Origin of the sequence: Streptomyces sp. NPDC001339 (assembly GCF_042895955.1) — a bacterium.
Taxonomy (GTDB): Bacteria; Actinomycetota; Actinomycetes; order Streptomycetales; family Streptomycetaceae; genus Streptomyces.
This window is the reverse complement of sequence record NZ_JBIAWT010000009.1, coordinates 77,653-101,131: the sequence shown is the minus strand read 5'-3', so window position 1 is coordinate 101,131 and position 23,479 is coordinate 77,653. Positions and strand designations below refer to the sequence as shown.

Below are 23,479 nucleotides of genomic sequence, written 5' to 3'. Positions count from 1 at the left end.
GCCGGACGGGCGACGTCAGCGCACGTCGCCGTAGCGGCCCAGCACTATGGCCGCGAAGTTCCGCAGGGAGTCCGTCCCGGGGGCGAGGTAGCCGGTGTGGCCCTCGGCCCTTTCGGCGGAGACCCGGCGGGCGCCGAAGGCTGGGTCGGTCGGGTCCGTGCCGTGGCCCAGGCCCAGCAGTTCGACGTTCGGGACGTTGCCTATCCAGTCGGACGCGTCGCGTGCCGCCCAGACCCGCGCCGTGGTGTGCAGCTCCGCCGCACTGTCCCGGCGCATACCGGGGGAGCCGAAGACGACCAGGTCGGTGAGGGCGCCGCGGTCCAGCCTCGGTACCGCCAGCCCGCAGACCACCGAGCCGTAGCTGTGGCACAGCACGGCAGGCGCCGGGGTGCCGACGGCCGCCAGCCCCGACAACAGACGGACCAGCCGTGGCGCACCGGCCTCGGCAAGCCGGCCGGTGGCGGCATCCGGGCCGAGACCGACCGGAGTGGTGTACCCGGCCCAGGCGATGACCGCGGTACGGGTCCCCGGCGCGTCGGCTGCCAGCTGGGTACGCAGAGACCTGGCCATCCCGGCCGGTGTGCCGTACCGGTCCGTGGCGCGGTCGAACGAATCCAGGTCGATGTCCGAGCCGGGGACGATCACCGCGGTGCGTTGTGCGGTCGTCAGATCACCGTAGACCTCGGCCACTTGGCCTCGGCCGCGCGGGTCGAAGGCGAGGATCTGGCGGCCGGGGGTGAGCAGCGCGGCACAGCGGTCGGCCGCCTTCCTGGCCTGCCGGTGATCCTCCGGGGCGCCGGCCGGGTCGGTGGCGCGGGCCAGCTGACGGTCCCGTTCCGCCGTGATCGCATGCGAGTTGGCCTCGTAGCGCAGGGTGACCGGCGCGCCGTCGAGGTTTCCCACGGTGAGCGGATGCCGGACGGCGAGAGCGTGCCGTTGGGTGTCGGTCAACGAGGCGAAGAAGCGGGCGACATCGGCCGGCCGGGTGGTCTCCGGATCCGGCAGCCGCACGCCGAGCGACTCGTCGGCGCGCCAGGCGGCCGCACCGGGCGCGGGGCCGGTGACGGCGGTCTGCGTGGTCCCGGCGGCCCAGCCGCCGGTCCCGGCGACGAGGACCGCCGCGAGCGCGGCGCCGACGAGTGTGCGCCTGCTGCGACGGATGGCGGTACGCAGCACGGACATGGTGGTGTCTCCCTCTTCCATTGGTGTGGCGGAGGGAAACGTAGGGAGAAGGTGGATGACGCTGCGTCACACCGCGGAGCCAACTCCGGGGTGATACCGGGGTAGGGGGTGCGGACCGCCCCTAGTACCGGGGAGGGACGAGGGGCGGAGTGAGGCAGGGGGACAGAGGACAGAGGACAGGGAGGCAGGTAGGCAGGTAGGCAATGCCAGGGCGTGCCGGTCCGTACGGCATGTCCTACCGCTCCCTCCTATCGCTCCCTCTCCTACTGCTCCCCGGGCGCCACCAGCCCCGACTCGTACGCGAAGATCACGGCCTGGGCCCGGTCCCGCAGTTCCAGCTTGGCCAGCACCCGGCCGATATGGGTCTTCACGGTCTGCTCGGCGAGGATCAGCGTGTCGGCGATCTCCTGGTTGGACAGCCCGCGGGCGATCAGCTCCAGAACCTCGGTCTCCCGCGGGGTGAGGCCGTTCAGCCGTAGCGAGGCCCGGTCCTTGCGGGGGGCCGGCCGCCGGCGGGCGAAGTCCGCGATCAGCCGCCGGGTCACGGACGGTGCGAGCAACGCCTCCCCGGCCGCCACCACGCGGACCGCGGAGATCAGATCGGCCGGCGGCGCGTCCTTGAGCAGGAACCCGGAGGCGCCCGCGCGCAGCGCCTCATAGACGTAGTCGTCCACATCGAAGGTGGTCAGCATCAGTACCTTCGGCCGGTGGGTGACGCCGGCCGGCGGGTCGAGCAGCTGCCGGGCCGCCTCCAGCCCGTCCATCTCCGGCATCCGGACATCCATCAGCACCACGTCGGGGTGGGTGCGCCGGCTGAGCGCCACACCCTGCACTCCGTCCGGTGCGTCGCCCACCACATCGATATCGCTCTGTGCGGCGAGCAGCGCGGCGAACCCCGCACGCACCATGGCCTGGTCGTCGACGATGATCACGCGCGTGGTCATAGCGGGTCGGAGTCCTTCGCGGAGAGAGGGGAGGCGGACGAGGGCGGCGGGGAGAGGGGCAGCAGCGCGGCGACGCGGAAGCCGCCGCCGGGCAGCGGCCCGGTGTCGAGCGAGCCGTCCACCAGGCGCACCCGCTCCCGCATACCGATCAGACCATGGCCGGTGCCGGTGCTCTCCAGCGGCTCGGACGGGGCGGGCGGCGCGGAGTTGACGACCAGCACCGTCAGCCGCGAGCCGTCCACCGACGTCATCACGGACACCTTGGTCCGCGCGCCCGGGGCATGCCGCACCACATTGGCGAGCGCCTCCTGGACGATGCGGTACGCGGACAGGTCCACCGCCGGTTCGAGCACCACCTGCTCCTCGGGCAGCACCAACTCGACCGGCACACCGGCCCGTACCGTGCCCTCGACCAGCTTCGGCAGCATCCGGATCCCGGGCTGCGGGGCCTTCTCCGGACCGCCGTGCCGCTCCGTCTCCTCGCTGCGCAGCACCCCGAGCAGCCGCCGCATCTCCGCCAGCGACTCCCGCGCGGTCGACGCGATGGACCCGAACTCGTCCACGGCGTCCTGGGGGATCCCGCTGATCCGGTAGGGCGCGCTGTCCGCCTGGACCGTGATCACCGACATGTGATGGGCAACGACGTCGTGCAGCTCGCGGGCGATCCGGGTGCGCTCCTCCAGCAGCGTACGGTGGGCCCGCTCGGCCTCGCTGATGGTCTCCTGCTCGAGCAGTTTCCGCTGGGCGTCGCCCCGTTCCCGCAGTGTGGCGCCCATCAGCAGCATCACACCGGCGAGGACGAACATCAGCACCCAGGTGCTCTGGATGCCGTTAGGGGCGGCCGTCTCGAGGAGGATGCCTGCAGCACCGGTCGTCAGCCAGACGGCGGTCAGGGTGCGGCGGCGTTCCCGGAGGGACAGCGCCAGCATCAGCACGAGGTAGCCGACGATCGCCGCGGGCGTCCAGGGCCAGGGCCGCCCCGTCACGCCGTCTGTGCCGAGGAGCACCACAGCACAGACCACATCCGCAGCGAAGATCACCCACCAGGCCTGCAGCGGACGGGTCACCGTCAGCAGCAGCGGCACGGTCTGCGCGGTGCCCAGCGCGCCGGCCAGCCCGCCGCTCATGCCGTACTCGTTGCCGAGGAGGTTGATGGTCACCGGCAGCAGGACGACCGTGAAGACGAACGCGATCAGGTACGGCAGGCGGCGCAGCCAGCCGCTCTGGACACTGCCGAGAAGGGGGGTGCCGGGCTCGGTCGGGGTGCCGAGCTCGACAGCGAGGACGCGCAGCGCCTGGCTCACTGCGCGCAGTGCTCGGCGTCCCGCGCGCAGCGTCCAGGCGCGGGCCGTCCCGTGCCCGGGGCCGGCGGCCGGCTCGGGTGGGGCCTCTGCAGGGGTTTGAGGTGGACCGTTCATCGCGAGCCAATGTAAGCGGAGCCAGGTCGCGGAGGCGTCATACCGGGGTCCGGGACCATGCCTCGTACCACGGTATGAGTCCCCGGCCGCGCGGTGCGCCCGTCAGAGCTCCGCCAGCAGCTCCGCCTTCTTCGTGCTGAACTCGTCGTCCGTCAGCAGCCCCGCGTCGTGCAGCTCGCCCAGGTGCCGTATCCGGTCCGCGATGTCCGCCGGGTCCCGGCGCGTCTCGCCGGTCCGGCGGCGCACCGGCTCCTCCCGCGGCGGCTCCGTGCCCTCCGCGGCGCGGACGGCCTGCAGCACCGAGGCCGCGAACGGCAGCGACTCATGGACCGGGCCGTACCCCAGCCCGAACACCACGGCGGCCGGATCCTGGTCCGCCTCGCCGGCCGCCGGCTCCTGGGCCTCGCGCTCCAGCAGCCGCAGATAGCCGTGGAAGATCTCCGGCGAGCGCCACTCGACCCCGGCCAGCGCACCGACGGTGAAGGTCTGGTCGCCGCGCTTCCACTTCGCGGACGACGCACCTGTCCAGAACCAGCGGAAGGCGACCGAACTGCCGTCGAAGGAGGCTTTGCCGTCGTACGCCTTGAAGTGCAGCGGCGGGTCCGGCGCGGCCACCAGGTGGCGCTCGGCGGGCTCCTTCGCCGCGGGGCCCAGTGTGGTGCGCAGTTCGTCGGCGTAGTACTCGGCCAGCGTCCCGCGCTCGGCCGGCAGCACCAGCCGGTACGGGTCGGCGTCCTCCTTGAGCTGGCCGTTCGCCGCCTCCATCAGCGGATCGGCGCCCGGCCGGGGCACGGCGCGCAGCACCACCGTGCCGCGTCTGCCCTCGGTCACCTCGACCGATGCCAACGCCTCGTACGGAATGCGTCGCTCGCCGAGCGCCTGGAACAGCTTCGGCCTGCGGATCCCCCGTTCGAAGCGGATGAGCACGGAGTCGGTGTCGAACTCCCAGACGGCGTGAAAACCGGCCAGCACATCACCCATGCGGCTCATCGTATGCGGGCGGTTGCCCGCCCGTCCTCCCTCCGGACATCTGGAAGGCGCCTGCCGGAACCCTGCGCGTCGCATGGTGTCACGGCCGCCCGCTCCCTCGGTTGACGCCCGCGCCACGGAGTGCGGTTCCCGCAGGTACGGCCCGTCCCCGGGCGCCGGGCCGTACCTGCGGCCCGCTGGTCGTACGGCCCATCAGCGCTCAGGCCGGGCCCGTGCTGCAGTCCGGATCGTTCGGGGCGCACTCCACCGACTCGGTCGCGCCCACCCCGACCAGCGCGAAGTTGCGCAGGCTGCGGGTCCCCGGCGCGAAGTAGCCGGCGTGTCCGACGGCCCCGTCGGCCGAGAGGAGGCGTGCGCCGAAGGACGGGTCGACCGGGTCGGCGCCGTGGCCGAGCCCGCCCACCTCCAGGTTCGGCACGTCCTGGATCCAGTCGTCGGCGTCCCGCATGGCCCAGACCCGGGCCTTCGTGCCCAGTCCCGTGACGTTTCCGGCCCGCATACCGGGGCTGCCCGCCACCGCGATGTCCTCGACGTTGGACGGCAGGTCACGGGCGGCGACGCCGCACACCACGGACCCGTAGCTGTGGCAGAACAGCGAGACGGCATCGGAGGACGGCAGCGCCTCCACCAGCGCCCGCAGCCGGACCGCGCCGGCCTCGGCGAGCTGTCCGGTGGCGGCTTCGACGCCCACTCCGGCCGGCGTGGTGTAGTCGGCCCAGGCGATCACGGCGGTCCGGCTGTCCGGGCCGGCCTTCCGCTCGGCGTCGTACAGGGAGCGGGCCATGCCGACGGGGGCGGTCGTCGCCCGCGCGGTGCGCTCGAAGGTCGAGAGGTTGGTGTCCACACCGGGCACCACGACCGAGACCCGGTTCGCCGCGGGCAGGTCGCCGAAGACCTCGGCGACCCGGCCCCCGCCGGCCGGATCGAAGGCCAGGATCTGCCGGCCGGGGCTCATCAGCGAGGTGAGGCGGTGCGTCAGCCGGCGCGCCTCCTGGCGGCCGACGGGGGTGAGCCGGTCGTCGGTCATCCGCGTCTCCGCTATGGCGCGGGCGTCGTCGACGGCCATCCGGTTGGCGCGGTAACGGAGTTGGACGGGCGCGCCGCCCATGTTGCCGACGACCAGCGGGTGGCGGGCGGCGAGCTGCTGTTTCTCGGCCCGGCCGAGAGTGGCGAAGAAGGCGCGGAGCGCGGCCGGGGAGGCGCCGGGGTCGGGCAGCGGGCGCCCGAGGAAGGTGGTGTGCCTCCAGGCGGCCCTCGCGGTGGCCAGGGGGTTGGCGTCCTCGTGGGATTCTCTGACGGCCGTCCAGCCGGTTATGGCGAGCATGACGAACACCACCACCAGGGCGAACGATGCACGCCAGGCGGCGGACTGCAGAAAACCGGAGGAGGGGGCGAGGCCCGAGAAGGAATTCACTGCGGGCCACCCTAGGAGACGCGGCGGGGCGGCTGAGGCGGCCGTGAGTGATCTCACGTTTCGCGGTGGGTATTTCGACCAAACCGGACGCAATTCGTCCAGTTTCCGCGCTCAGTCGTGCGCAGACGTACTCATGGGGGGATAAATCGGTTGCGCAGCGGCGGGAGCCCGTTACTCAGCGCTCGCCGCGACGTCGTGCCGGTCCCACTGGTCGTCGATCGCCGGGACCATGTGGTTCAGGTAGGACCGGGTCAGCTCGCGGATGGACTCCACACTGCAGTCCGGGCCTTCGCCCCACACTTTGCCCGCGACCCGCATCACCCCGCCGAACGCGGCGACCAGTACCCGCGGCCGCGGGTCGGTGTCGACGTCCAGCCCCTCGCGCCGGGCGATCAGCCGCGCGATCTGCTCCTCCATCTCGGAGGACCGCCGCAGATGTGAGGCGACCAGCGCGGGCGTCGACTCGATCATCCGGTACGTGCGCATGTGCAGCTCCACCGGGATCACCGACTCGATGGCGCTGCCGATGTCGTCCCAGCCGACCATCACCGCACGGCGCAGTGCGGTCAGCGGGGACTCGGATGCGGGCCGCGCCTCCAACTCCGCCAGGAAGCGCGCCTCGACCATCTCCTGGACAGCGAAGGCGACGTCCTCCTTGTTGGCGAAGTAGCGGAAGTAGGTGCGCTGGGAGACGTCCACCGCCTCCGTGATCTCGTCGACCGTCGTCGCCTCGTACCCCTGATCCGTGAACAGTTCCAGCGCCGCACGGATCAGGGCGTCGCGGGTGCGCTGCTTCTTGCGCTCGCGGAGGCCGCCCGCGGGAGCCGGCCGGAGATTGTCCGAGGCTGTTCCGCGGATGCCGTCCGCAGGTGCCGTATGCGGCATCGGGCTCGCCATTCTGCGCCGCCCTCCCGGTCCTTCTTCGGTCTTTCTGGTGGTGTTCTCGCTGCTCAGATTACCTGTGAGCGAGATGACAGTTACCGACTCATGAATTGCTTTGTCAACTGTCAGTGGCTGACATTAGCCTCGATGCCATGAGTTCTCAGACCCCGGTCGCCGACGCCGCGCCGGACCTTTCCGTACCGGAGCCCCGGAAGGGGCTGCGAGGCCATCCGTGGCTGACCCTGATCTCCGTGGCCATCGGCGTCATGATGGTCGCCCTGGACGGCACGATCGTCGCCATCGCCAACCCCGCCATCAAAGAGGACCTCGGAGCCTCGCTCGCCGACGTCCAGTGGATCACCAACGGCTATATGCTCGCGCTGGCCGTTTCGCTGATCACCGCAGGCAAGCTCGGTGACCGCTTCGGCCACCGCCAGACGTTCCTCATCGGCATCCTCGGCTTCGCCGTCGCCTCCGGTGCCATCGGGTTCTCCCATGAGGTCACGCTGGTCATCGTCTTCCGTGTGCTGCAGGGCCTCTTCGGCGCGCTGCTCATGCCCGCCGCGCTGGGCCTGCTGCGCGCCAGCTTCCCCGCCGAGAAGCTCAACATGGCGATCGGCATCTGGGGCATGGTCATCGGCGCCTCCACCGCCGGCGGTCCGATAGTCGGCGGACTGCTGGTCGAGCACGTCAGCTGGCAGTCCGTGTTCTTCATCAACCTCCCGGTCGGTGTCCTGGCACTCGTCATGGGCCTGGTGATCCTCAAGGACCACCGCGCGGAGAACGCCCCGCGGTCGTTCGACATCCCGGGCATCGTGCTGCTCTCCGGCGCGATGTTCTGCCTCATCTGGCCGCTGATCAAGGCGTCGGAGTGGGGCTGGGGCGACATGAAGACCTGGGGCTTCCTGATCGGCTCGGTCGTCCTCTTCGCCCTGTTCGCCTTCCTGGAGACCAAGGTCCGCGAACCGCTCATCCCGCTGCGGATGTTCCGCTCCGTGCCGCTGACCGCCGGCACGGTCCTGATGGTGCTGATGGCCTTCGCCTTCATGGGCGGCCTGTTCTTCGTGACGTTCTACCTCCAGAACGTGCACGGCATGTCCCCCGTCGACAGCGGGCTGCACCTCCTTCCGCTGACCGGCATGATGATCGTCGGCTCCCCGCTCGCGGGCGCCCTGATCACCAAGCTCGGCCCGCGTATCCCGCTGGTGGGCGGCATGGTCCTGACCGCCATCGCCATGTACGGCATGTCCGGCCTGGACACGGACACCGCCACCGCTCCGATGTCCCTCTGGTTCGCGCTGCTCGGCCTGGGGCTGGCGCCCGTGATGGTCGGCGCGACGGAGGTCATCGTCGGCAACGCCCCGCTGGAGCTGTCCGGTGTCGCCGGCGGCCTCCAGCAGGCCGCGATGCAGGTCGGCGGCAGCCTCGGTACGGCCGTGCTCGGCGCCGTGATGGCCTCCCGCGTCGACAACGAGCTCCCGGACAACTGGCGTTCGGCCGGTCTCCCGCCGGTCCCGCCCGCGCAGGAGTCCCAGCTGTCCGACGCCGTCTCGGCGGGCATCGCCCCGGTTCCGAAGGGCACCCCGCCGGAGTTCGCCCAGAAGATCACCTCCGTCGCCCATGACACCTTTGTATCCGGCATGGGGCTGGCCTTCACGGTCGCCTGCGGGGTGGCGATCCTCGCGGCCGTCGTCGCGGTCTTCACCAAGCGCGGTGCGAACGCGGAGGCGGGCGCCGGCGCCGGTCACATCTGACCAGCCTGAACGGGCCTGGCCGGTTGGCCGGTTTGAACGGGCCTGACCGGCCTGACCGGCCTTCCAGTCAACGAGGCCGCACTCTCCCGCATCATCCCGGCGCGCGGCCGGTCCGAGACACCTCTCGGCCGGCCGCGCGCCGTCGCGTTCGCGGCCGGCCGCGGGTGCCGGAGGTGCCGGACGTCAACGGCGCGCGTCAACCAGCCGATTCCGCCTGCCTCCTGGCCCATCCGCCGTACTTCCGGCGGTAGTTGGGCCGATTCCGTCTAGGCGATTCCCTCATCCGGATGAGCCGGTACGGGAACTGGAGCCCGGCCGCCGCCCTCCGGGAGCCGTGCGTACGCACCGGACCCGGCTGGGCTGCGGGAGAACGGTTTCCGCACTGCCCGGTGCCGACCCGGTCCGCGTCAACTCCGCGCACCGGCACCTCACTTCACGACATGACGCAGTGTCCACATACCTGATCCGGGTGGCAGAGCCCGAACGGTCTTGGCGACCGCGCCGCGGCCCCGCGAAGCTCGATGACGAACCCGCCGCGGGCAACCGGCCCGTCGCGGCACACCATCGTCATACGTCACGGGGGAGAGATTCCTATGCGTCTGCGTCCGCGCCCGTCCCACACCACCGCGCTCCTCACCGGCCTCACCGCACTGGCCGCCGCGCTCGCCGTCCCGCCCGCCCTCGGCACCCCGGCCGCGCACGCGACACCCGCAGGTCGTACCGCCCCCGCAGGTCGTACCGCCCCGGCCCCGGACGACTGCGCGCCGGGCCAGCTGTGCGTCTGGCCGCAGGCGGACTTCGGTGGAGAACGGCGGACCTATGAGCTCTCCGACACCGAGATCGAGAGCTGTGTCCCGCTGCCCGAGGGCGGCGGTGCCGCCTCGTTCGTCAACCGCACCGGCCGGCCGGTCACCACCTACCAGAGCGCGGAATGCGCGGAGACCGCCGAGTTCGACACCTATCCGGGCGGCGGCAGCTGGGTGCCCCGGTCCCCGTACCAGGTACGGGCGTTCAAGGTCTGGGAAAGGTGAGGCCGGACGCACGACGCCCCCGGCAGCGGGGTGCTGCCGAGGGCGTCGTCCGCGGATGTCGTGGCGGTGCGTTACGCGTCGCCGCCGGCCTCACCGGCTTCGGCGGCCGAGACGTCCAGGAGCTGGTAGCGGTCGATCGCCTGCTTCAGCAGCGACCGGTCGACCTTGCCCTCCCTGGCGAGTTCGGTGAGCACGCCGAGGACGATGGACTGCGCGTCGATGTGGAAGAAGCGACGGGCCGCGCCACGGGTGTCGGCGAAACCGAAGCCGTCGGCGCCCAGCGACTGGTACGTGCCCGGGACCCAGCGGGCGATCTGGTCCGGGACGGAACGCATCCAGTCCGAGACCGCGACCTTCGGGCCCTCGGCGTCCTGGAGCTTCCGCGTCACGTACGGGACGCGCTGCTCCTCCTCCGGGTGGAGCAGGTTGTGCTCCTCGGCCTCGACCGCCTCGCGGCGCAGCTCGTTCCAGGACGTCGCCGACCAGACATCGGCCTTGACGTTCCACTCGTCGGCGAGGATCCGCTGGGCCTCGATCGCCCACGGGACCGCGACACCCGAGGCGAGGATCTGCGCGGTGTGCTCGCCCTTTTCGCCGCGCTTGACGCGGTGCAGACCCCGGAGGATGCCGTCGACGTCGACGTCGGCCGGCTCCGCGGGGTGCTGGATCGGCTCGTTGTAGACGGTCAGGTAGTAGAAGACGTCCTCGCCATGGGGGAATTCGGCACTGCCGCCGTACATCCGCCGCAGACCGTCCTTGACGATATGGGCGATCTCGTAGCCGTAGGCCGGGTCGTAGGCGACACAGGCCGGGTTGGTCGACGCCAGCAGCTGGGAGTGGCCGTCGGCGTGCTGCAGACCCTCACCGGTCAGCGTCGTCCGGCCGGCGGTCGCGCCGAGCACGAAGCCGCGCGCGAGCTGGTCGGCCATCTGCCAGAACTGGTCACCGGTGCGCTGGAACCCGAACATCGAGTAGAAGACGTAGACCGGGATCAGCGGCTCGCCGTGCGTGGCGTAGGCGGAACCCGCCGCGATCAGCGATGCCGTGCAGCCCGCCTCGGTGATGCCGTCGTGCAGCATCTGGCCGGTCGGCGACTCCTTGTAGGCCAGAAGCAGTTCGCGGTCCACCGCCTCGTACTGCTGGCCCAGCGGGTTGTAGATCTTGGCCGACGGGAAGAACGCGTCCATACCGAAGGTGCGGTACTCGTCGGGCGCGATCGGCACGAAGCGCTTGCCGATCTCCTTGTCCCGCATGAGGTCCTTGAGGATCCGGACGAACGCCATGGTCGTGGCGATCTTCTGGTGCCCCGAGCCCTTCTTGGCACCCGCGTACGCCGTGTCGTCCGGCAGCTTCAGCGGCTCGGCGCGCACGACACGGGTGGGCACATAGCCACCCAGCCCCTTGCGGCGGTCGTGCATGTACTGGATCTCTTCGGAGTCGCGGCCCGGGTGGTAGTACGGCGGCAGGCCGTCCTCCAGGTCCTTGTCCGGGATCGGCAGGTGCAGCCGGTCACGGAAGTGCTTGAGGTCCTCGACCGTCAGCTTCTTCATCTGGTGGGTCGCGTTGCGGCCCTCGAAGTTCGGGCCGAGCGTCCAGCCCTTGACGGTCTGCGCGAGGATCACGGTCGGCTGGCCCTTGTGGGCCTTGGCCGCCGCATACGCCGCGTAGATCTTCTTGTGGTCGTGACCGCCGCGGCCCAGGTGCTGGAGCTGGTGGTCGGTCATGTTCTCGACCATCGCGCGCAGGCGGTGGTCGTCGCCGAAGAAGTGCTCGCGGATGTACGCGCCGTTCTCGGTGGCGTAGGTCTGGAACTGACCGTCCGGCGTGCTGTTGAGCTTGTTGACCAGGATGCCGTCGCGGTCCTGGGCGAGCAGCGGGTCCCAGGTGCGGTCCCACACCAGCTTGATGACGTTCCAGCCGGCGCCGCGGAACTGCGACTCCAGCTCCTGCATGATCTTGCCGTTGCCGCGGACCGGGCCGTCCAGGCGCTGCAGGTTGCAGTTGACGACGAAGGTCAGGTTGTCCAGGCCCTCGCGAGCGGCCAGGGACAGCTGGCCCAGCGACTCGGGCTCGTCCATCTCGCCGTCGCCCAGGAAGGCCCAGACGTGCGACTTGGAGGTGTCGGCGATGCCGCGCGCCTCCATGTAGCGGTTCATCCGGGCCTGGTAGATCGCGCCGAGCGGGCCGAGGCCCATGGAGACGGTCGGGAACTCCCAGAAGTCCGGCATCAGCCGCGGGTGCGGATAGCTGGACAGGCCGTTGGGGGCCTTGGACTTCTCCTGGCGGAAGGCGTCCAGCTGGGCCTCGGACAGCCGGTCCAGAAGGAAGGCGCGGGCGTAGACACCGGGCGAGGCGTGGCCCTGGAAGAAGATCTGGTCGCCACCGTCCCCTTCGTCCTTGCCCCGGAAGAAGTGGTTGAAGCCCACGTCGTAGAGGGAGGCGGACGAGGCGAAGGTGGCGATGTGGCCGCCGACACCGATACCGGGACGCTGGGCGCGGGACACCATGACGGCCGCGTTCCACCGGGTTGCGTTCAGGATCCTGCGCTCGATCTCCTCGTTGCCCGGGAAGAACGGCTCGTCCTTGGTCGCGATGGTGTTGACGTAGTCCGTGCTGCGCATCTCGGGCACGGCCACACGCTTCTCGCGGGCCCGCTCGATCAGCCGGAGCATGAGGTAGCGGGCGCGTTCCCGGCCCCGCTCGTCGACGGCCGCGTCGAGCGAGTCGAGCCATTCCTGGGTCTCTTCGGGATCGAAGTCCGGGACCTGGCTGGGAAGGCCGCCAATGATGATCGGGTTGCGATCGGATCCGGAAGCCACGCTGTTCCTTCGTGTTCGGGTCGTGTCGTACTCCGCACACTGCTGTCGCTGCCGCGCACGGGACGAATAGGGTCTGTGCTGTGGTGCCGCGCCGTCTTCCATCGTGTACCGAGCCGCAGCGGTACGTCACCTCTACCGATGGGTAACCACCTGCTGGGAGACGGTGCTGAAGGGCCCGTTTCCCGGCTCGGCCAAATCGCAACCATACGCCCCTGCCGAAGGCGCCTCGTGTGCGGCCGTCCGGCGCCGGACGGGAACCGGAACAGACCCTTCCGGCCCCCGAAGGGACCAGTCACGCGCGTCTACCCCATAGACTGAGGAGAAAGCTGTGGCATGAATCACTTCCGGCTGTTCCCTTGGGGTCGTGGATGCGGCGAGAAGCCTCCAAACGTCACCGTTTCGGCGGTCTGGACCGCCGGGTACTTGCGCGATCCGCCCGGCCCGTGTGGACTACGCCCAATGCCTCGCGCATGCGCGTGGCTGAGAACAACTTCCAAACATGATCAGGAGGCAATCCGTGAGCGCGACCGCGGACCACGCGGAGACGAACCTGGCCGTAAGGCTGGGTTTCAAGCCCGACCAGGTGGTCCAGGAGATCGGCTACGACGACGATGTCGACCAGGAGCTCCGTGAGGCCATCGAATCGGCCACCGGCACCGAGCTGGTCGATGAGGACTACGACGACGTGGCCGACGCCGTGGTGCTCTGGTTCCGCGAGGACGACGGGGACCTCACCGACGCGCTGGTGGACGCCATCGCGTACATGGAAGAGGGAGGTGTCCTCCTCCTGCTGACCCCGAAGACCGGCCGTGACGGCTATGTCGAGGCCAGCGACGTCAGCGAGGCCGCGACGACCGCGGGCCTGACCGCGAGCAAGAGCGTCAGCGCCGGCAAGGACTGGAGCGGCAGCCGCCTCGTGACCCCGAAGGCTGCGGCGAAGCGGCGCTGAACCGCTGCGCCTTGAGCGCGCGGCCGCGCGGCCGGTGCGTCCGCGACAGCCCCCGCCGGCATCGGTCGGCGGGGGCCGTCGTGTTTCTCGTAGGGTGGTCACCACCTGAACAGCCCTACGAAGGGATGCGTACTCATGGCGCTCGCTGGGATCACGACCGGCGCCCAGGCTCCGGACATCGAGCTCAAGAACCAGCACGGCGAGACCGTGCGGCTCTCGGACTTCCGCGGCAAGAAGAACGTGGTGCTGCTCTTCTACCCCTTCGCCTTCACCGGCGTGTGCACCGGTGAGCTGTGCGCACTCCGCGATGAGCTGCCGAAGTTCGTCAACGACGACGTCCAGCTGCTGGCCGTCTCCAACGACTCCCCGTTCTCGCTGCGCGTCTTCGCCGAGCAGGAGGGCCTGGAGTACCCGCTGCTGTCCGACTTCTGGCCGCACGGCGCGGCCTCGCGGGCGTACGGCGTCTTCGACGAGGAGAAGGGCTGCGCGGTGCGCGGCACCTTCGTCATCGACAAGGAGGGCGTGGTGCGCTGGACGATCGTCAACGGTCTGCCCGACGCCCGTGACCTGAACGACTACGTCAAGGCCCTCGAAAGCCTCTGAGCCGGCGCGCCCCCTGAACGTCCCGGTATGCGCCCGGCCGACATCCGCTGCCGTCCAGGTGCGATATCTGCGATCGCCGGGAACCGGTCACTAGGATCGATTCGTTGATCCGATGCCATGCACGATGGGGGCGCACATCACGTACCCCTCGAATTTATGGGAGGACTCGTGGGAGTCAGCCTCAGCAAGGGCGGCAACGTCTCGCTGACGAAGGAAGCCCCCAATCTGACCGCCGTCATCGTCGGTCTGGGGTGGGACGCGCGCACCACCACCGGTACGGACTTCGACCTGGACGCCAGCGCCCTGCTGACGAACGACCAGGGCAAGGTCGCCAACGACCAGAACTTCGTGTTCTTCAACAACCTGAAGAGCCCGGACGGTTCGGTCGAGCACACCGGCGACAACCTCACCGGTGAGGGCGAGGGGGACGACGAGCAGATCAAGGTGAACCTGGCCGGCGTGCCGGCCGATGTCGCCAAGATCGTCTTTCCGGTGTCGATCTACGACGCGGAGAACCGCCAGCAGAGCTTCGGCCAGGTCCGTAACGCTTTCATCCGCGTGGTCAACCAGGCCGACAACAACGAGCTGGCGCGCTACGACCTGAGCGAGGACGCCTCGACCGAGACCGCCATGGTCTTCGGTGAGCTGTACCGCAACGGCGCGGAGTGGAAGTTCCGGGCCATCGGCCAGGGCTACGCCTCGGGCCTGCGCGGTATCGCCCAGGACTTCGGCGTCAACGTCTAGAGTCAGGCCCCTGACCTGGGCAAATACCGTGTTGGATGGTGCTGAGCCAGCACGGAATCAGCACGGTACTAGCCTGGTCAGCACGAAGACCCCCCGACTTACCTTCGGGGGGTCTTCTTCATATGCAGGTGGGGCCGATCGCTACGCGGCCTGTGCGACCTCTTCCGGCCCGTTGGGCGCGCCGCCCTTGATGGCCGTGAGCTGCGGGCGCATGGCGTCTTCCATGGCCTTGCGGCCCCGGTTCCAGGAGTCGGGTACGAGGTGCCCGTAAGTGTCGGCGGTGACCCGGATGGACTTGTGACCGAGCCAGCGGGAGACCTCCAGCAGGGACACCCCAGCGGCGAGCATGGTGGAGGCGAAGAAGTGGCGTAGGTCGTGCGGCTTGTACTTCATCCCGAGCTTCTTCATGGCCTGACGCCAGTGGTAGTAGAAGCCCTCGTGTGTGAGCAGCTCTCCGGCCTTGGTGGCGAAGAACAGCCCGGAGGCTCCCAGGATCGTGCGGGTTCCGTGCTGCGCCGTATGGCGGGCGATCTCCTCGGCCAGCCATCCAGCTAGCGGGGCTTCGCGGTAGTCGCCCTCGGCGCGGTGCTTGAGCGGCACCAGGCCCTTGCGGTTGCCCTTCCTATCGCCCTTGTCGGTGGCTTGCCGGTAGACCCGGTATACGTCGCCCCGGCAGCAGTCCTCCGAGCCCGCGAACGCCTCGGAGGGGCGCACTCCGACCCCGGAGATCAGCCACACGTTCAGTCGGTACTCGGCGGGTATCTCGGCGGCGATCTGTACGACCTCGGGCAGGGTGGGGATCTCGTCCTCATCCACAGCTGTGGATGCCACGCGGGGCAGCTTGAGGTTCTTGCAGGGGTCCTTGCCGATTCGGTCGTTGTCCACGGCCGCCTTGAACATCGCCTTCATGGAGATCACGCGGGTGCGGATGGTGGTGGCCATCAACCCGGCGTCCTCCATTGCCTTGACGACCCGCTGAGCATCGTTGGGGGCGACACCGCCGATGGTCTTCCGGCCGAGCGTCGGTATCAGATAGTTGGCCGCGAACCCCTTGTAGTCGCGGAGGGTGTTGGGCGCGAGGATCTGAGCGGCCAGCCACTCGTCCCACCATGCCGCAACAGTGATCTTTCCTCGGTCGGGGTCGAGGTAGACCCCGGCGACCTTGTCAGCCTCCATCTTGTTGCCATGCGCCTCGGCCTGCGTCTTCTTGGGGAACGACTTTTCCCGCTGACGTCCGGAGCGTCCGCCCGGCTCGCGGTACCGGACGGTCCAAGAGTGCCCGCATCGGGTCTTCTCGCACGGGCAGTGCCGGTGATCCTCGTCCGTCTTGCACTTCTGAAAAACCGTTGCCACGAGGGTGCCGTTTCTTTCTTCGAGGTGCCGCCCAGCCGCAGCCGGTCGGGCCGGGCGTGATCGCTCCGACGCCCACAGTTTGATCACGATCCACCATCCTCTGTCAACTGATGGTGGACCACCATCCGTGGTACGGTCCTGGCATGGCAGACGACAATGGGTTCGAGATCACCCAGCACCAGGGCGCGTGGGACATCCGCATGTGGTGGCCGAGTGGTCCAGTGACGGGCGGCCCGCAGCGCATCACCATCGAGCAGGCGGAGAACGCTCCCGCCCGCGACGTAGCGCGCGGAATTTCCACAACCGTGCTCCGCAGGCTCGACCTCACGGAAGCAGTACGCGTCGTGCAGGAGCGCGCTCCGAGCATTGAAAAGCAGGCGCAGGAGATCAGCCAGGCGATTGAGGAAGCGGGCAAGGGAGCTGGGCAGCTGCTCGCGAGCCAAGGGGTCTCGGTCCCTTACCTGGTCGTCCTCTCAACCGTGTACGTCCAGATGGCAAACATCGGCGCGACCCGTCCCGTTGACTGGCTGGCGCAGCTGATCGAGCGTCGCCCGGAGACCGTGCGGGACCACCTCAAGAAGGCTCGCAGAGACGGGTACTTGAGTTCCCTCGCCGGGAAGGCCGGCGGGGAACTGACCGACAAGGCCAGGGCCGTACTCGATTCCCTGCCGGAGGCGGGAGAAGCCCGGTAGCCCCGGTACCTGCGCGCCCGCATGGCCATGCCCCCGAGGCCATCGGGGGTTTTCGTTTTCTCGGAGGAATCTTTGACCAAGCTGATGACCGTGGATGACGTTGCCAAATTCCTGACCGTGCCGAAGCAGTGGGTTTACGACAACTGGAAGAAGCAGGAGATCCCGTTCCGGAAGGTAGGCAAGTCACTCCGAGTGCGACCCCATGACCTCGACCGCTGGCTGGACAAGCAGGGGGCGCAGTGATTCCGCCGTGGGACGCCGAGTATGAACCGGTCAAGGCCGAGCGGCTTCCGGGGCGGGGGCCATGGTTCGGGCTGAGTCAGTCGGTGGCGTTCGAGGCCGGACGAGCGAAGGCCATCGGCTCGGAGTTGCGGTTGTTCCTCTACGCGGTCAGCAGGGCCGACACCTACGGACATGCAGAGTTCGAGCCTGGCGAGTTGGAGAAGCGGTTGGGCATTCAGGACAGCGGCATACGGAAACTGATAGGCAAGCTGAAGAAGGCCGGGCTTGCTGCTCCAGAGGCGAACGCGCGATGCGTCTTGCTGGCTTACGAGCTGCGAGGTGGCGGCCACAGCCCAGATGACCCAAAGCGGTGCGGATGGCATGGGGAGATGGGTGCAGCGACAGTGCGCCGGGAACCGGTACGCATCCCGGAATCGTCCGGAACGGGGTTCTGGCTGGACCTCTACCGCGCCCGGATCGCCACTGAACCGGAGGCGGTCCTGACAGGATCGGCACCAACGCTCTGACCTGCGGAAACGCCCTATGCCCTATAAGCCTGGGCTGGGTCAGGTGTTCATTCAGAGCCGGGGCGGGTTGAAGGAGCCCCGGAACAGTTTCATAGATGAGATCAGGCCAGGCCGCCCCTATGGAGGGGGCGGCTTGTTCTGTATGAACTGAGATTTCATGAACTGGAGAGCGGGCACCTTTCGAGGTGCCCGCCTTCTTCGTGTCTAGATATCAGGTTCTCCACCTCGTCAAGGCTCGGTGGTGTTCGGATCTCGGCCAGGGCCTCGATGCGGTACCGGTTGCCTCAGCCTTCCTCTGCCGCTGCGTATTTCCCTCCCCGGAGGGGGTGAGGGAGGGAAATTCCTCGCGTCAGAGCGCGGCTGCGGCTGGCGCGCGGTCACCCTCAACATTCGCATCACTGCAATGAGTTATCTGGAGTTTCTTATGTTTGACCGTCACGCGTTCGCTGACCGTCGAATCACTCTCGGCCTGTCCGTCGAGGAACTGGCCGACGAAATGATTGTGGCTCCCTCCACCATCTACCGGTGGGAGTCCGGAGAGACCACCCCGAGCCTTCAGATGCTCGTGCAGGCGTCCCGGCATCTGTGCACGCCGCTCATGTCGCTGATGAGCGATGACGAAAGTGAACAGCGCCGTAAGGCCATGGTTGTTGACGCCCTTGTGCGTGAGTTCGACGCCCTGGCCGACTGAACCCAACGATTATTTAGGAGGTGTCGCCCATGAGCGACCACCAGACCGAAACCCATTCCCCAGCCCCCATGCCGGCCGATCCTGCCGATTCCGTCCGGGCCGAGGTCCAACGCGAGTACGCCACCAAGCTTGTACAGGCCGAACTCAGAGCCCAGGCCGCCCAGGCTGGCATCAAGCTCGGCGAAGGCTTCACCGATTACCTGGACGCTTCCAAGCTCCTCGGTGAGGACGGCACTCCGTCAGCCGAGGCCATCGCAAAGGCGCTTGAGCCGCTGAAGCCTGCCGAGCCTGAGTTTCCCCAGATTAAGGGCATGGGCTACTACCCGGGGCCGCCGTTCCGGTCTACCCCACGCGTATCCCTCGATGTCCGTAAGCGCTAACTAGGAGTACCCCTATGACCTTTTCCTACCAGAACCCCGCCACCCACACGTTCGTACCGGAGCTGTGGGATGCCGAGCTGCTGACGCAGTTTGACCCGCTGCTGGTATGGGCGGCCCCGTTCGTTGCGAACAACGACTACGAGGGCACCATTCAGAAAATGGGCGATGTTGTCCACATCAACTCGCTCATGCGCCCCACTGTTGGGGACTACACCATTGCCGACGGCATGACCGCGCAGCGGCCGGAGACCGTGGATCAGAAGCTCCCGATCACTGAGGCCAAGTACCTTCAGGTGCTCATCGAGACCGCGGAACAGCATCAGGCGGCCGGGGGTATGAACTCCCCGATCAACCAGCAGATGATCCGGGCTCTGGCCCGTGAGACTGACACGTTCATGGGCAACGTGATCGCCAAGGGCGCTACCGAACTTCCGAAGATCAAGGCAACCACTGGGAACGCCCCTGCCGCCCTGTACGGCGCCATCTTGGACATGATGCTGGCCCTGGACGAGAACGACGTTCCCTCGGGCCGCTATGTGGTCGTCTCGCCGCGCGTGAAGCGCTACCTCGTGGAGCATCCGGCCGTGGCCAATGCCGCTGCCTATGGCGAGGGCGGTGTAACCGCCAACGGTGTCGTGGCGCGTCTGGGCGGGTTCACCGTGGCCTCCACCACCGCCATGCCCAAGAGCGTGGACATCGTGGCCGGACACAAGGCGTTCGCCACCTTCGCCTCCCAGTTCACGGGCTTCCGCGAGGGCCAGTCGGAGAAGTTCCGCGCCGACTACATCGACACCCTCCACCTGTACGGCGGCAAGATCGTGCGGTACCCGGAGCTGGATACCAAGAAGGCTGACAACACCTTTGACGAGTCCAAGCCGACCAAGGGAATTGTGAAGGCCACGGTGGATTGGGGAACTGCGTCTTAATTAGGGAGCATCAGGTAAGCGACCCGGTATCAGCTGATACTCGGGAAGCCTACACAGCGACTCGCTGATCCACACACCTACTCTAAGGCCCCTTCTCCTTGATGGAGAGGGGGCTTTGTAGGTCCAGGGAGATCTCTTAGAGATGTATATAGAGAACCCCGCACAGACTATGTAGGTGTCATCCAGGCCGACTCGGGACAGATGGGCCAAGGATTGTGGCGCGGATCACCTATTGGTTCGTCCGCGCGTCAGTGAAGCGGCGAATCTCCCCCCGCTGAGAGGTTGAGGGAGGGTGCAGCGGGCACTCTAAAGCCCCTCCGAGTGTCGCAGCGCCTTCTCTCGCACCCCGGGGCCGGAAAACCCTCAGCGGGACACTCAGGCGTTCTCGCCTTCGCTGAAAATTTGATACCCGTACACGGTCGGAGGAAGGCACCCCCGGTGGGTCCTACGGAGAATCAATAATCCATTACCCCCCGTATTCATGTAATTAGAGTTATGGATTAGTGATCTTATATTTATGTGAGCGTGACCATGGGTCGGCATTGTTGATCTCGTACCGCAGCGAATGCGGAGGCCGTCAGAGCAACGCTCCGGCCACTCACTGAGACTCACTGGTTCCGCTCTCATCTAAGGATTCCGTGCCATGCGTAAGACCGTGCTTGTGCCTGTCGAGTACACGTATTGCGATGCTCACATAGCGCGCGACGGCTCAGAAGTGGAGGCAACCAAGACACTGGCTCTCGGGGACTCCACATGGCATCTCTGTCTTGAGCACAACGTCACTTTCGGCCGCTACTTGATGGATGCTCTTGGTGTGCCGGAGGACGCTTCCGCAGAACCTGCAACGGTTGCTGCCGAGTCTGAGCCCGTGACAGTCGATGAGCCCGCGCCCGTGGCTGAGCCGTCGCCCGTCGTGGCGGAGTGCGATGCGGAGGACGTGAGCGACGAAGCGGCGGAGCCTGAACCTGTGCCGTCCGTGATGATCAGCGGAGAGATCGATGGGTACGACTGGGAGTCGGCCCGTGAGGCAGTGCGGAACCTGGGCTACGAGGTAGTTGGGCGTGCGGACGAGTCCACAGTTCTACTGATCGTGGGTGAGGGTGGCGACCGCAACGGCACGAAGCTGCGAGACGCTGCCGAGCGTGGCATCCCATGCATGGACGTACGGACCCCGGGCCGGTTCAAGGATGCCGTCCGGGCGGGTGAGCTGACGGGTGGCGACCCGCTTCCGGAGCCTGCCAAGGTCGATCGGTCGGACATGAGCGAGCGTGAGCGCAACAGGGCCGTACGGCGATGGGCGCGGGCCAACGGCTACGCCGTGCCGGATCGTGGACGCATCCCCATGCACGTACGGCACGCCTACGAACTGACGCACAGGGACTCGCAGGGAAAAGCGGCTGCGGCCTGAGTGCCGCCCCCTCGGTGCCGGGCGCTGAGCGCGCCCGGCCTCCCCGGCCGGTGGCCGAGCAACTGACACTCCTTGAGATAGAGGCAGCATGAGCACCCCCGTCTTCTACGGCCCGATCGGGGGCGCCGTCCGCAGGATCGCCCCGTTCCTGGAAGCCGACGCCCTGGGGGTGTACGTGGCCGCTCTGTCGATGTGGTCGGCCGCCATCGGCGGAACGGTCAAGGTGTCATCCCGTGGCAGCGCGCGGCCTGTGCTGCTGTGGTCGGCCCTGGTGGCTGGAACGGGCAGGGGCAAGGGAACCGCGCTCCGGGCAGCGCTTCACGTCCTGGACGGCTCCCTGGGCCGCTTCATCGCGACGCATGCAACCTCGGGAATCACGTCCGGGGCGAGTCTGGTGAACCACCTGTGGGAGCAGCAGGAAGCGACCGCCGAGACTGAGCACGGGCGGGACGTGCGCACCCTGGTGGTGGAAGAGGAATGGTCCGAAGTGCTCCGGCGCGTGAAGCGGGACGCTTCCTTTACGACCAAACTCCGGGCCGCGTGGGACGGGGCAACTCTTCGCAACACCACCAAGGAAGAGGCTCAGGAAGTCCAGGACCCTGCCATGGTGCTCCATGCCCATCTGACGCCCTCCGACTGGGCCAAGTACGTGGGCCAATCCGAGGCGGCCGGTGGGTCGTACAACCGCATCCTGCCGTTCCTCCTCGGGTCGGTCCCGATGCTCGACGACGACCGGCTGAGCCTGCCCAATATGGACGGCTCGGAGCTGTCCGACGCCTACGCATGGGCCACCATCCTCCCGCGCGCCATCGAACTGGGAGAGGACGCCCGGCCCCTGTGGCGGATCGTGCGCCGGTACGCCCGCATCCTGGGTGAGACCTTGCCTGAGGCTCAGGCCGTGTTCATCGAACGGACCGCAGAACAAACCCTCCGGGTTGCTGCGTGCCTGGCCGCCTCCGAGTGCTCCGAGACCATCACGGACGAGATGCTGGCAGCGGCGTTCACGCTCGTACGCCGCTCGGTCCAGGACGCGGTCCGGATCACCAACGGGGCCGACGCTCCGAGGATGAAGCGGCAGCCGCTCAGCCTGGCGGACAAGGTCAGCGCCCGCATTGAAATGCACGGCGGCCGGGCAACGTCCTCTCAGGTACTCCCGTACGTGGGAGCGACGGCCGCAGAGGTCAAGGCACTGCCCGAAATCGTGGTGACCGTGGAACGGGAAGGGAGGACCGGTCGGCCGAAGACGGTTTTCACCTTCCGCAGTGACAGTTCCCGTCACCCGGAGCGCCAGCCGGCCAGCGTAGACCGTGATCAGAATGGCGACGGTTTCCGTAACATAGAGTCGCGGCCGGCCAGCGCGGAGCGTGATCAGAACCGCGCCACGGTTGTTCGCATGGACGCCTACCGCCCGACGCCCACCCAGGCCCCGGAGCCCGCGCCCGAACCGAAGCGCCCGGAACCGCTCGTGGACAACCCCTTCCGCGCGCTGCTCTAACCAACCAAAGAAACGCCCCGACCCAAGATGGGCCGGGGCCTTCTTGCTTTGCTTCGGCTCAGTTCCCCGTGGCGGGGCCACTTTGGTCAGTCTGCTAGCGGGAGTGACTAGTCATGAGGATGCCGATCGCAGCCATGCAGCCTACGGAGAGCACCAACCACACGACTGTTAATGCCCCGTCACTGGTGAGGGCTCGGCCAACTCTCCGCCACAGCCGTCCGCCTCGGGTAGCGATGCCGGTGTACGGCAGCACCAGGTACAGGAGCGGCAGGATTCCGGCAGCGATCGCGATGACGCCCAACACAGCAAGGGTGTTCATGATGGCTGCCTCCCTGCGGCCTGGCATATGAGGCACGGGTGAGGGCACGGAGGGATGGCGTGCCCCGGGGGAATACGGACGACGCCAGAGCGCCTATCCAGCACTCCGTTTAACTGAGTCCACCAGTCATCCGGTTCGCTGTCCGACTCCGGGGTGGCGTCCTTGGGCTGCCCGCTCACGGCTTCGGCCTCGGGCAGCGCGGGGAGTGAAGGTACAACGGTGCCTCCGGCCCCGTTGCCCGTTCGGGACTTACGCGACAGGCCCGTTCATAGCGCTTAATCACCTGGTTGCACCCAGCGCAGACCGTGCCGCTGGGTACGTAGGTCGCGTACTCCCGCCCGTTGGTCGGTTTGGGCTCGGTCATTTGGTGAGCCCTTCCTCGTCCGTGATGATCGGCTCGACGCTGCCGGGGAGGGCATGCCAGGGACGAATGAAGCCCTGGGGGTCAGCCAGGAGATACGAGCCGTCGAGTTCGGTCGCGCAGTAGATCGCTCGGCGTTTGCGCCTGGCGTCGTAGACGGTGTCACCTGCGCGGAGGGGCCGGGGGGTACCGTGATCGTTGGTCATAGTCCAACTCCCGTGACCTGTAGGAGAGATCCCTGGTGCGCCGTGGCGCTGGCTCCGGGCAGCAGGCAGCAACTCCCGCTCCCCGAGGCTGCCTTCGGCACGCCTGACGGGTTGTGGGGCGACTGTAGGGCACTGCGGGGAACATGTGCTACCTCTCAACACACTCTCG

The 23,479-nt window shown here is 68.1% G+C and carries 22 protein-coding genes; 13 read left to right on the top strand and 9 right to left on the bottom strand.

What is annotated here, in order from left to right; all coding sequences use genetic code 11:
* Nucleotides 1-15: 15 nt before the first annotated feature.
* The 6 genes from ACFY12_RS25990 to ACFY12_RS25965 all read right to left on the bottom strand — a co-directional run bounded on the left by ACFY12_RS25990 (nucleotide 16) and on the right by ACFY12_RS25965 (nucleotide 6,845).
* On the bottom strand, nucleotides 16-1,182 hold the full coding sequence (locus ACFY12_RS25990; protein ID WP_390718314.1) for an alpha/beta hydrolase: 1,167 nt from the start codon (nucleotides 1,180-1,182) through the stop codon (nucleotides 16-18).
* A 263-nt stretch (nucleotides 1,183-1,445) separates the two neighbouring features.
* Complete coding sequence (locus tag ACFY12_RS25985; RefSeq protein ID WP_390718313.1) at nucleotides 1,446-2,126, bottom strand: response regulator; 681 nt, start codon at nucleotides 2,124-2,126, stop codon at nucleotides 1,446-1,448.
* Nucleotides 2,123-3,544 (bottom strand): sensor histidine kinase, encoded by a 1,422-nt coding sequence (locus ACFY12_RS25980; protein WP_390718312.1) that lies wholly within the window; start codon nucleotides 3,542-3,544, stop codon nucleotides 2,123-2,125. Before ACFY12_RS25980 ends, ACFY12_RS25985 begins: the two co-directional genes overlap by 4 nt.
* A gap of 102 nt (nucleotides 3,545-3,646) precedes the next feature.
* On the bottom strand, nucleotides 3,647-4,525 hold the full coding sequence (locus tag ACFY12_RS25975) for a DUF4429 domain-containing protein (RefSeq protein ID WP_390718311.1): 879 nt from the start codon (nucleotides 4,523-4,525) through the stop codon (nucleotides 3,647-3,649).
* 208 nt (nucleotides 4,526-4,733) lie between these two features.
* Nucleotides 4,734-5,948: an alpha/beta hydrolase gene (locus ACFY12_RS25970; protein WP_390718310.1), complete on the bottom strand. Its 1,215-nt coding sequence runs from the start codon at nucleotides 5,946-5,948 to the stop codon at nucleotides 4,734-4,736.
* Nucleotides 5,949-6,119: 171 nt separating this feature from the next.
* The gene (locus ACFY12_RS25965) at nucleotides 6,120-6,845 is read right to left on the bottom strand and encodes a TetR/AcrR family transcriptional regulator (protein WP_390718309.1); all 726 of its coding nucleotides are present in this window, start codon (nucleotides 6,843-6,845) and stop codon (nucleotides 6,120-6,122) included.
* A 137-nt stretch (nucleotides 6,846-6,982) separates the two neighbouring features.
* Here ACFY12_RS25965 and ACFY12_RS25960 point away from each other — a divergent pair, with 137 nt between their 5' ends.
* Together ACFY12_RS25960 and ACFY12_RS25955 are read left to right on the top strand one after the other, a co-directional pair.
* Nucleotides 6,983-8,584 carry an MFS transporter gene (locus tag ACFY12_RS25960; protein ID WP_390718308.1) on the top strand — a complete coding sequence of 534 codons (1,602 nt, stop codon included), beginning with the start codon at nucleotides 6,983-6,985 and terminating at the stop codon, nucleotides 8,582-8,584.
* 593 nt (nucleotides 8,585-9,177) lie between these two features.
* Nucleotides 9,178-9,615, top strand: coding sequence for a peptidase inhibitor family I36 protein (locus tag ACFY12_RS25955; RefSeq protein WP_390718307.1), 438 nt, complete (start codon nucleotides 9,178-9,180; stop codon nucleotides 9,613-9,615).
* 71 nt (nucleotides 9,616-9,686) lie between these two features.
* On the opposite strand, the gene aceE is transcribed toward ACFY12_RS25955, so the two are convergent.
* Nucleotides 9,687-12,434: a pyruvate dehydrogenase (acetyl-transferring), homodimeric type gene (gene aceE, locus ACFY12_RS25950; protein ID WP_390718306.1), complete on the bottom strand. Its 2,748-nt coding sequence runs from the start codon at nucleotides 12,432-12,434 to the stop codon at nucleotides 9,687-9,689.
* 517 nt (nucleotides 12,435-12,951) lie between these two features.
* Here aceE and ACFY12_RS25945 point away from each other — a divergent pair.
* The 3 genes from ACFY12_RS25945 to ACFY12_RS25935 all read left to right on the top strand — a co-directional run bounded on the left by ACFY12_RS25945 (nucleotide 12,952) and on the right by ACFY12_RS25935 (nucleotide 14,730).
* The gene (locus ACFY12_RS25945; protein WP_390718305.1) at nucleotides 12,952-13,383 is read left to right on the top strand and encodes a DUF3052 domain-containing protein; all 432 of its coding nucleotides are present in this window, start codon (nucleotides 12,952-12,954) and stop codon (nucleotides 13,381-13,383) included.
* Between the two features lie 135 nt (nucleotides 13,384-13,518).
* Nucleotides 13,519-13,986: a peroxiredoxin gene (locus ACFY12_RS25940; RefSeq protein ID WP_390718304.1), complete on the top strand. Its 468-nt coding sequence runs from the start codon at nucleotides 13,519-13,521 to the stop codon at nucleotides 13,984-13,986.
* Nucleotides 13,987-14,154: 168 nt separating this feature from the next.
* Nucleotides 14,155-14,730: a TerD family protein gene (locus ACFY12_RS25935; protein WP_390718303.1), complete on the top strand. Its 576-nt coding sequence runs from the start codon at nucleotides 14,155-14,157 to the stop codon at nucleotides 14,728-14,730.
* A gap of 141 nt (nucleotides 14,731-14,871) precedes the next feature.
* On the opposite strand, the gene ACFY12_RS25930 is transcribed toward ACFY12_RS25935, so the two are convergent.
* Entirely contained in the window at nucleotides 14,872-16,083 is a 1,212-nt protein-coding gene (locus ACFY12_RS25930) for a tyrosine-type recombinase/integrase (RefSeq protein WP_390718302.1), read from the bottom strand.
* A 143-nt stretch (nucleotides 16,084-16,226) separates the two neighbouring features.
* Between ACFY12_RS25930 and ACFY12_RS25925 the strand changes: the two genes are divergently transcribed.
* The 8 genes from ACFY12_RS25925 to ACFY12_RS25890 all read left to right on the top strand — a co-directional run bounded on the left by ACFY12_RS25925 (nucleotide 16,227) and on the right by ACFY12_RS25890 (nucleotide 22,424).
* Nucleotides 16,227-16,775, top strand: coding sequence for a hypothetical protein (locus ACFY12_RS25925; RefSeq protein WP_390718301.1), 549 nt, complete (start codon nucleotides 16,227-16,229; stop codon nucleotides 16,773-16,775).
* A gap of 72 nt (nucleotides 16,776-16,847) precedes the next feature.
* The gene (locus tag ACFY12_RS25920; protein ID WP_390718300.1) at nucleotides 16,848-17,018 is read left to right on the top strand and encodes a helix-turn-helix domain-containing protein; all 171 of its coding nucleotides are present in this window, start codon (nucleotides 16,848-16,850) and stop codon (nucleotides 17,016-17,018) included.
* Entirely contained in the window at nucleotides 17,015-17,524 is a 510-nt protein-coding gene (locus ACFY12_RS25915; RefSeq protein ID WP_390718299.1) for a hypothetical protein, read from the top strand. The genes ACFY12_RS25920 and ACFY12_RS25915 overlap by 4 nt, the downstream gene beginning before the upstream one ends.
* Nucleotides 17,525-17,927: 403 nt before the next feature.
* Nucleotides 17,928-18,215 (top strand): helix-turn-helix domain-containing protein, encoded by a 288-nt coding sequence (locus ACFY12_RS25910; protein WP_390718298.1) that lies wholly within the window; start codon nucleotides 17,928-17,930, stop codon nucleotides 18,213-18,215.
* A 29-nt stretch (nucleotides 18,216-18,244) separates the two neighbouring features.
* The gene (locus ACFY12_RS25905; RefSeq protein ID WP_390718297.1) at nucleotides 18,245-18,595 is read left to right on the top strand and encodes a hypothetical protein; all 351 of its coding nucleotides are present in this window, start codon (nucleotides 18,245-18,247) and stop codon (nucleotides 18,593-18,595) included.
* Between the two features lie 14 nt (nucleotides 18,596-18,609).
* On the top strand, nucleotides 18,610-19,521 hold the full coding sequence (locus tag ACFY12_RS25900; RefSeq protein ID WP_390718296.1) for a hypothetical protein: 912 nt from the start codon (nucleotides 18,610-18,612) through the stop codon (nucleotides 19,519-19,521).
* A 643-nt stretch (nucleotides 19,522-20,164) separates the two neighbouring features.
* Nucleotides 20,165-20,929, top strand: a complete 765-nt coding sequence (locus ACFY12_RS25895) for a histone-like nucleoid-structuring protein Lsr2 (protein WP_390718295.1) — start codon at nucleotides 20,165-20,167, stop codon at nucleotides 20,927-20,929.
* 88 nt (nucleotides 20,930-21,017) lie between these two features.
* On the top strand, nucleotides 21,018-22,424 hold the full coding sequence (locus ACFY12_RS25890) for a DUF3987 domain-containing protein (RefSeq protein ID WP_390718294.1): 1,407 nt from the start codon (nucleotides 21,018-21,020) through the stop codon (nucleotides 22,422-22,424).
* 679 nt (nucleotides 22,425-23,103) lie between these two features.
* Here ACFY12_RS25890 and ACFY12_RS25885 read toward each other — a convergent pair.
* Nucleotides 23,104-23,310 (bottom strand): hypothetical protein, encoded by a 207-nt coding sequence (locus tag ACFY12_RS25885; protein WP_390718293.1) that lies wholly within the window; start codon nucleotides 23,308-23,310, stop codon nucleotides 23,104-23,106.
* Between the last annotated feature and the right edge of the window lie 169 nt (nucleotides 23,311-23,479).

What these genes read in the sequence shown, in the direction of transcription:
- ACFY12_RS25910 (WP_390718298.1), top strand. Translation starts at nt 17,928, where the DNA reads ATGAGTTATCTGGAGTTTCTTATGTTTGACCGTCACGCGTTCGCTGAC.
- ACFY12_RS25965 (WP_390718309.1), bottom strand. Translation starts at nt 6,845, where the DNA reads ATGGCGAGCCCGATGCCGCATACGGCACCTGCGGACGGCATCCGCGGA.
- ACFY12_RS25975 (WP_390718311.1), bottom strand. Translation starts at nt 4,525, where the DNA reads ATGGGTGATGTGCTGGCCGGTTTTCACGCCGTCTGGGAGTTCGACACC.
- ACFY12_RS25960 (WP_390718308.1), top strand. Translation starts at nt 6,983, where the DNA reads ATGAGTTCTCAGACCCCGGTCGCCGACGCCGCGCCGGACCTTTCCGTA.
- ACFY12_RS25890 (WP_390718294.1), top strand. Translation starts at nt 21,018, where the DNA reads ATGAGCACCCCCGTCTTCTACGGCCCGATCGGGGGCGCCGTCCGCAGG.
- ACFY12_RS25900 (WP_390718296.1), top strand. Translation starts at nt 18,610, where the DNA reads ATGACCTTTTCCTACCAGAACCCCGCCACCCACACGTTCGTACCGGAG.
- ACFY12_RS25955 (WP_390718307.1), top strand. Translation starts at nt 9,178, where the DNA reads ATGCGTCTGCGTCCGCGCCCGTCCCACACCACCGCGCTCCTCACCGGC.
- ACFY12_RS25895 (WP_390718295.1), top strand. Translation starts at nt 20,165, where the DNA reads ATGCGTAAGACCGTGCTTGTGCCTGTCGAGTACACGTATTGCGATGCT.
- ACFY12_RS25980 (WP_390718312.1), bottom strand. Translation starts at nt 3,544, where the DNA reads ATGAACGGTCCACCTCAAACCCCTGCAGAGGCCCCACCCGAGCCGGCC.
- ACFY12_RS25905 (WP_390718297.1), top strand. Translation starts at nt 18,245, where the DNA reads ATGAGCGACCACCAGACCGAAACCCATTCCCCAGCCCCCATGCCGGCC.
- ACFY12_RS25985 (WP_390718313.1), bottom strand. Translation starts at nt 2,126, where the DNA reads ATGACCACGCGCGTGATCATCGTCGACGACCAGGCCATGGTGCGTGCG.
- ACFY12_RS25885 (WP_390718293.1), bottom strand. Translation starts at nt 23,310, where the DNA reads ATGACCAACGATCACGGTACCCCCCGGCCCCTCCGCGCAGGTGACACC.
- ACFY12_RS25990 (WP_390718314.1), bottom strand. Translation starts at nt 1,182, where the DNA reads ATGTCCGTGCTGCGTACCGCCATCCGTCGCAGCAGGCGCACACTCGTC.
- ACFY12_RS25925 (WP_390718301.1), top strand. Translation starts at nt 16,227, where the DNA reads ATGGCAGACGACAATGGGTTCGAGATCACCCAGCACCAGGGCGCGTGG.
- ACFY12_RS25940 (WP_390718304.1), top strand. Translation starts at nt 13,519, where the DNA reads ATGGCGCTCGCTGGGATCACGACCGGCGCCCAGGCTCCGGACATCGAG.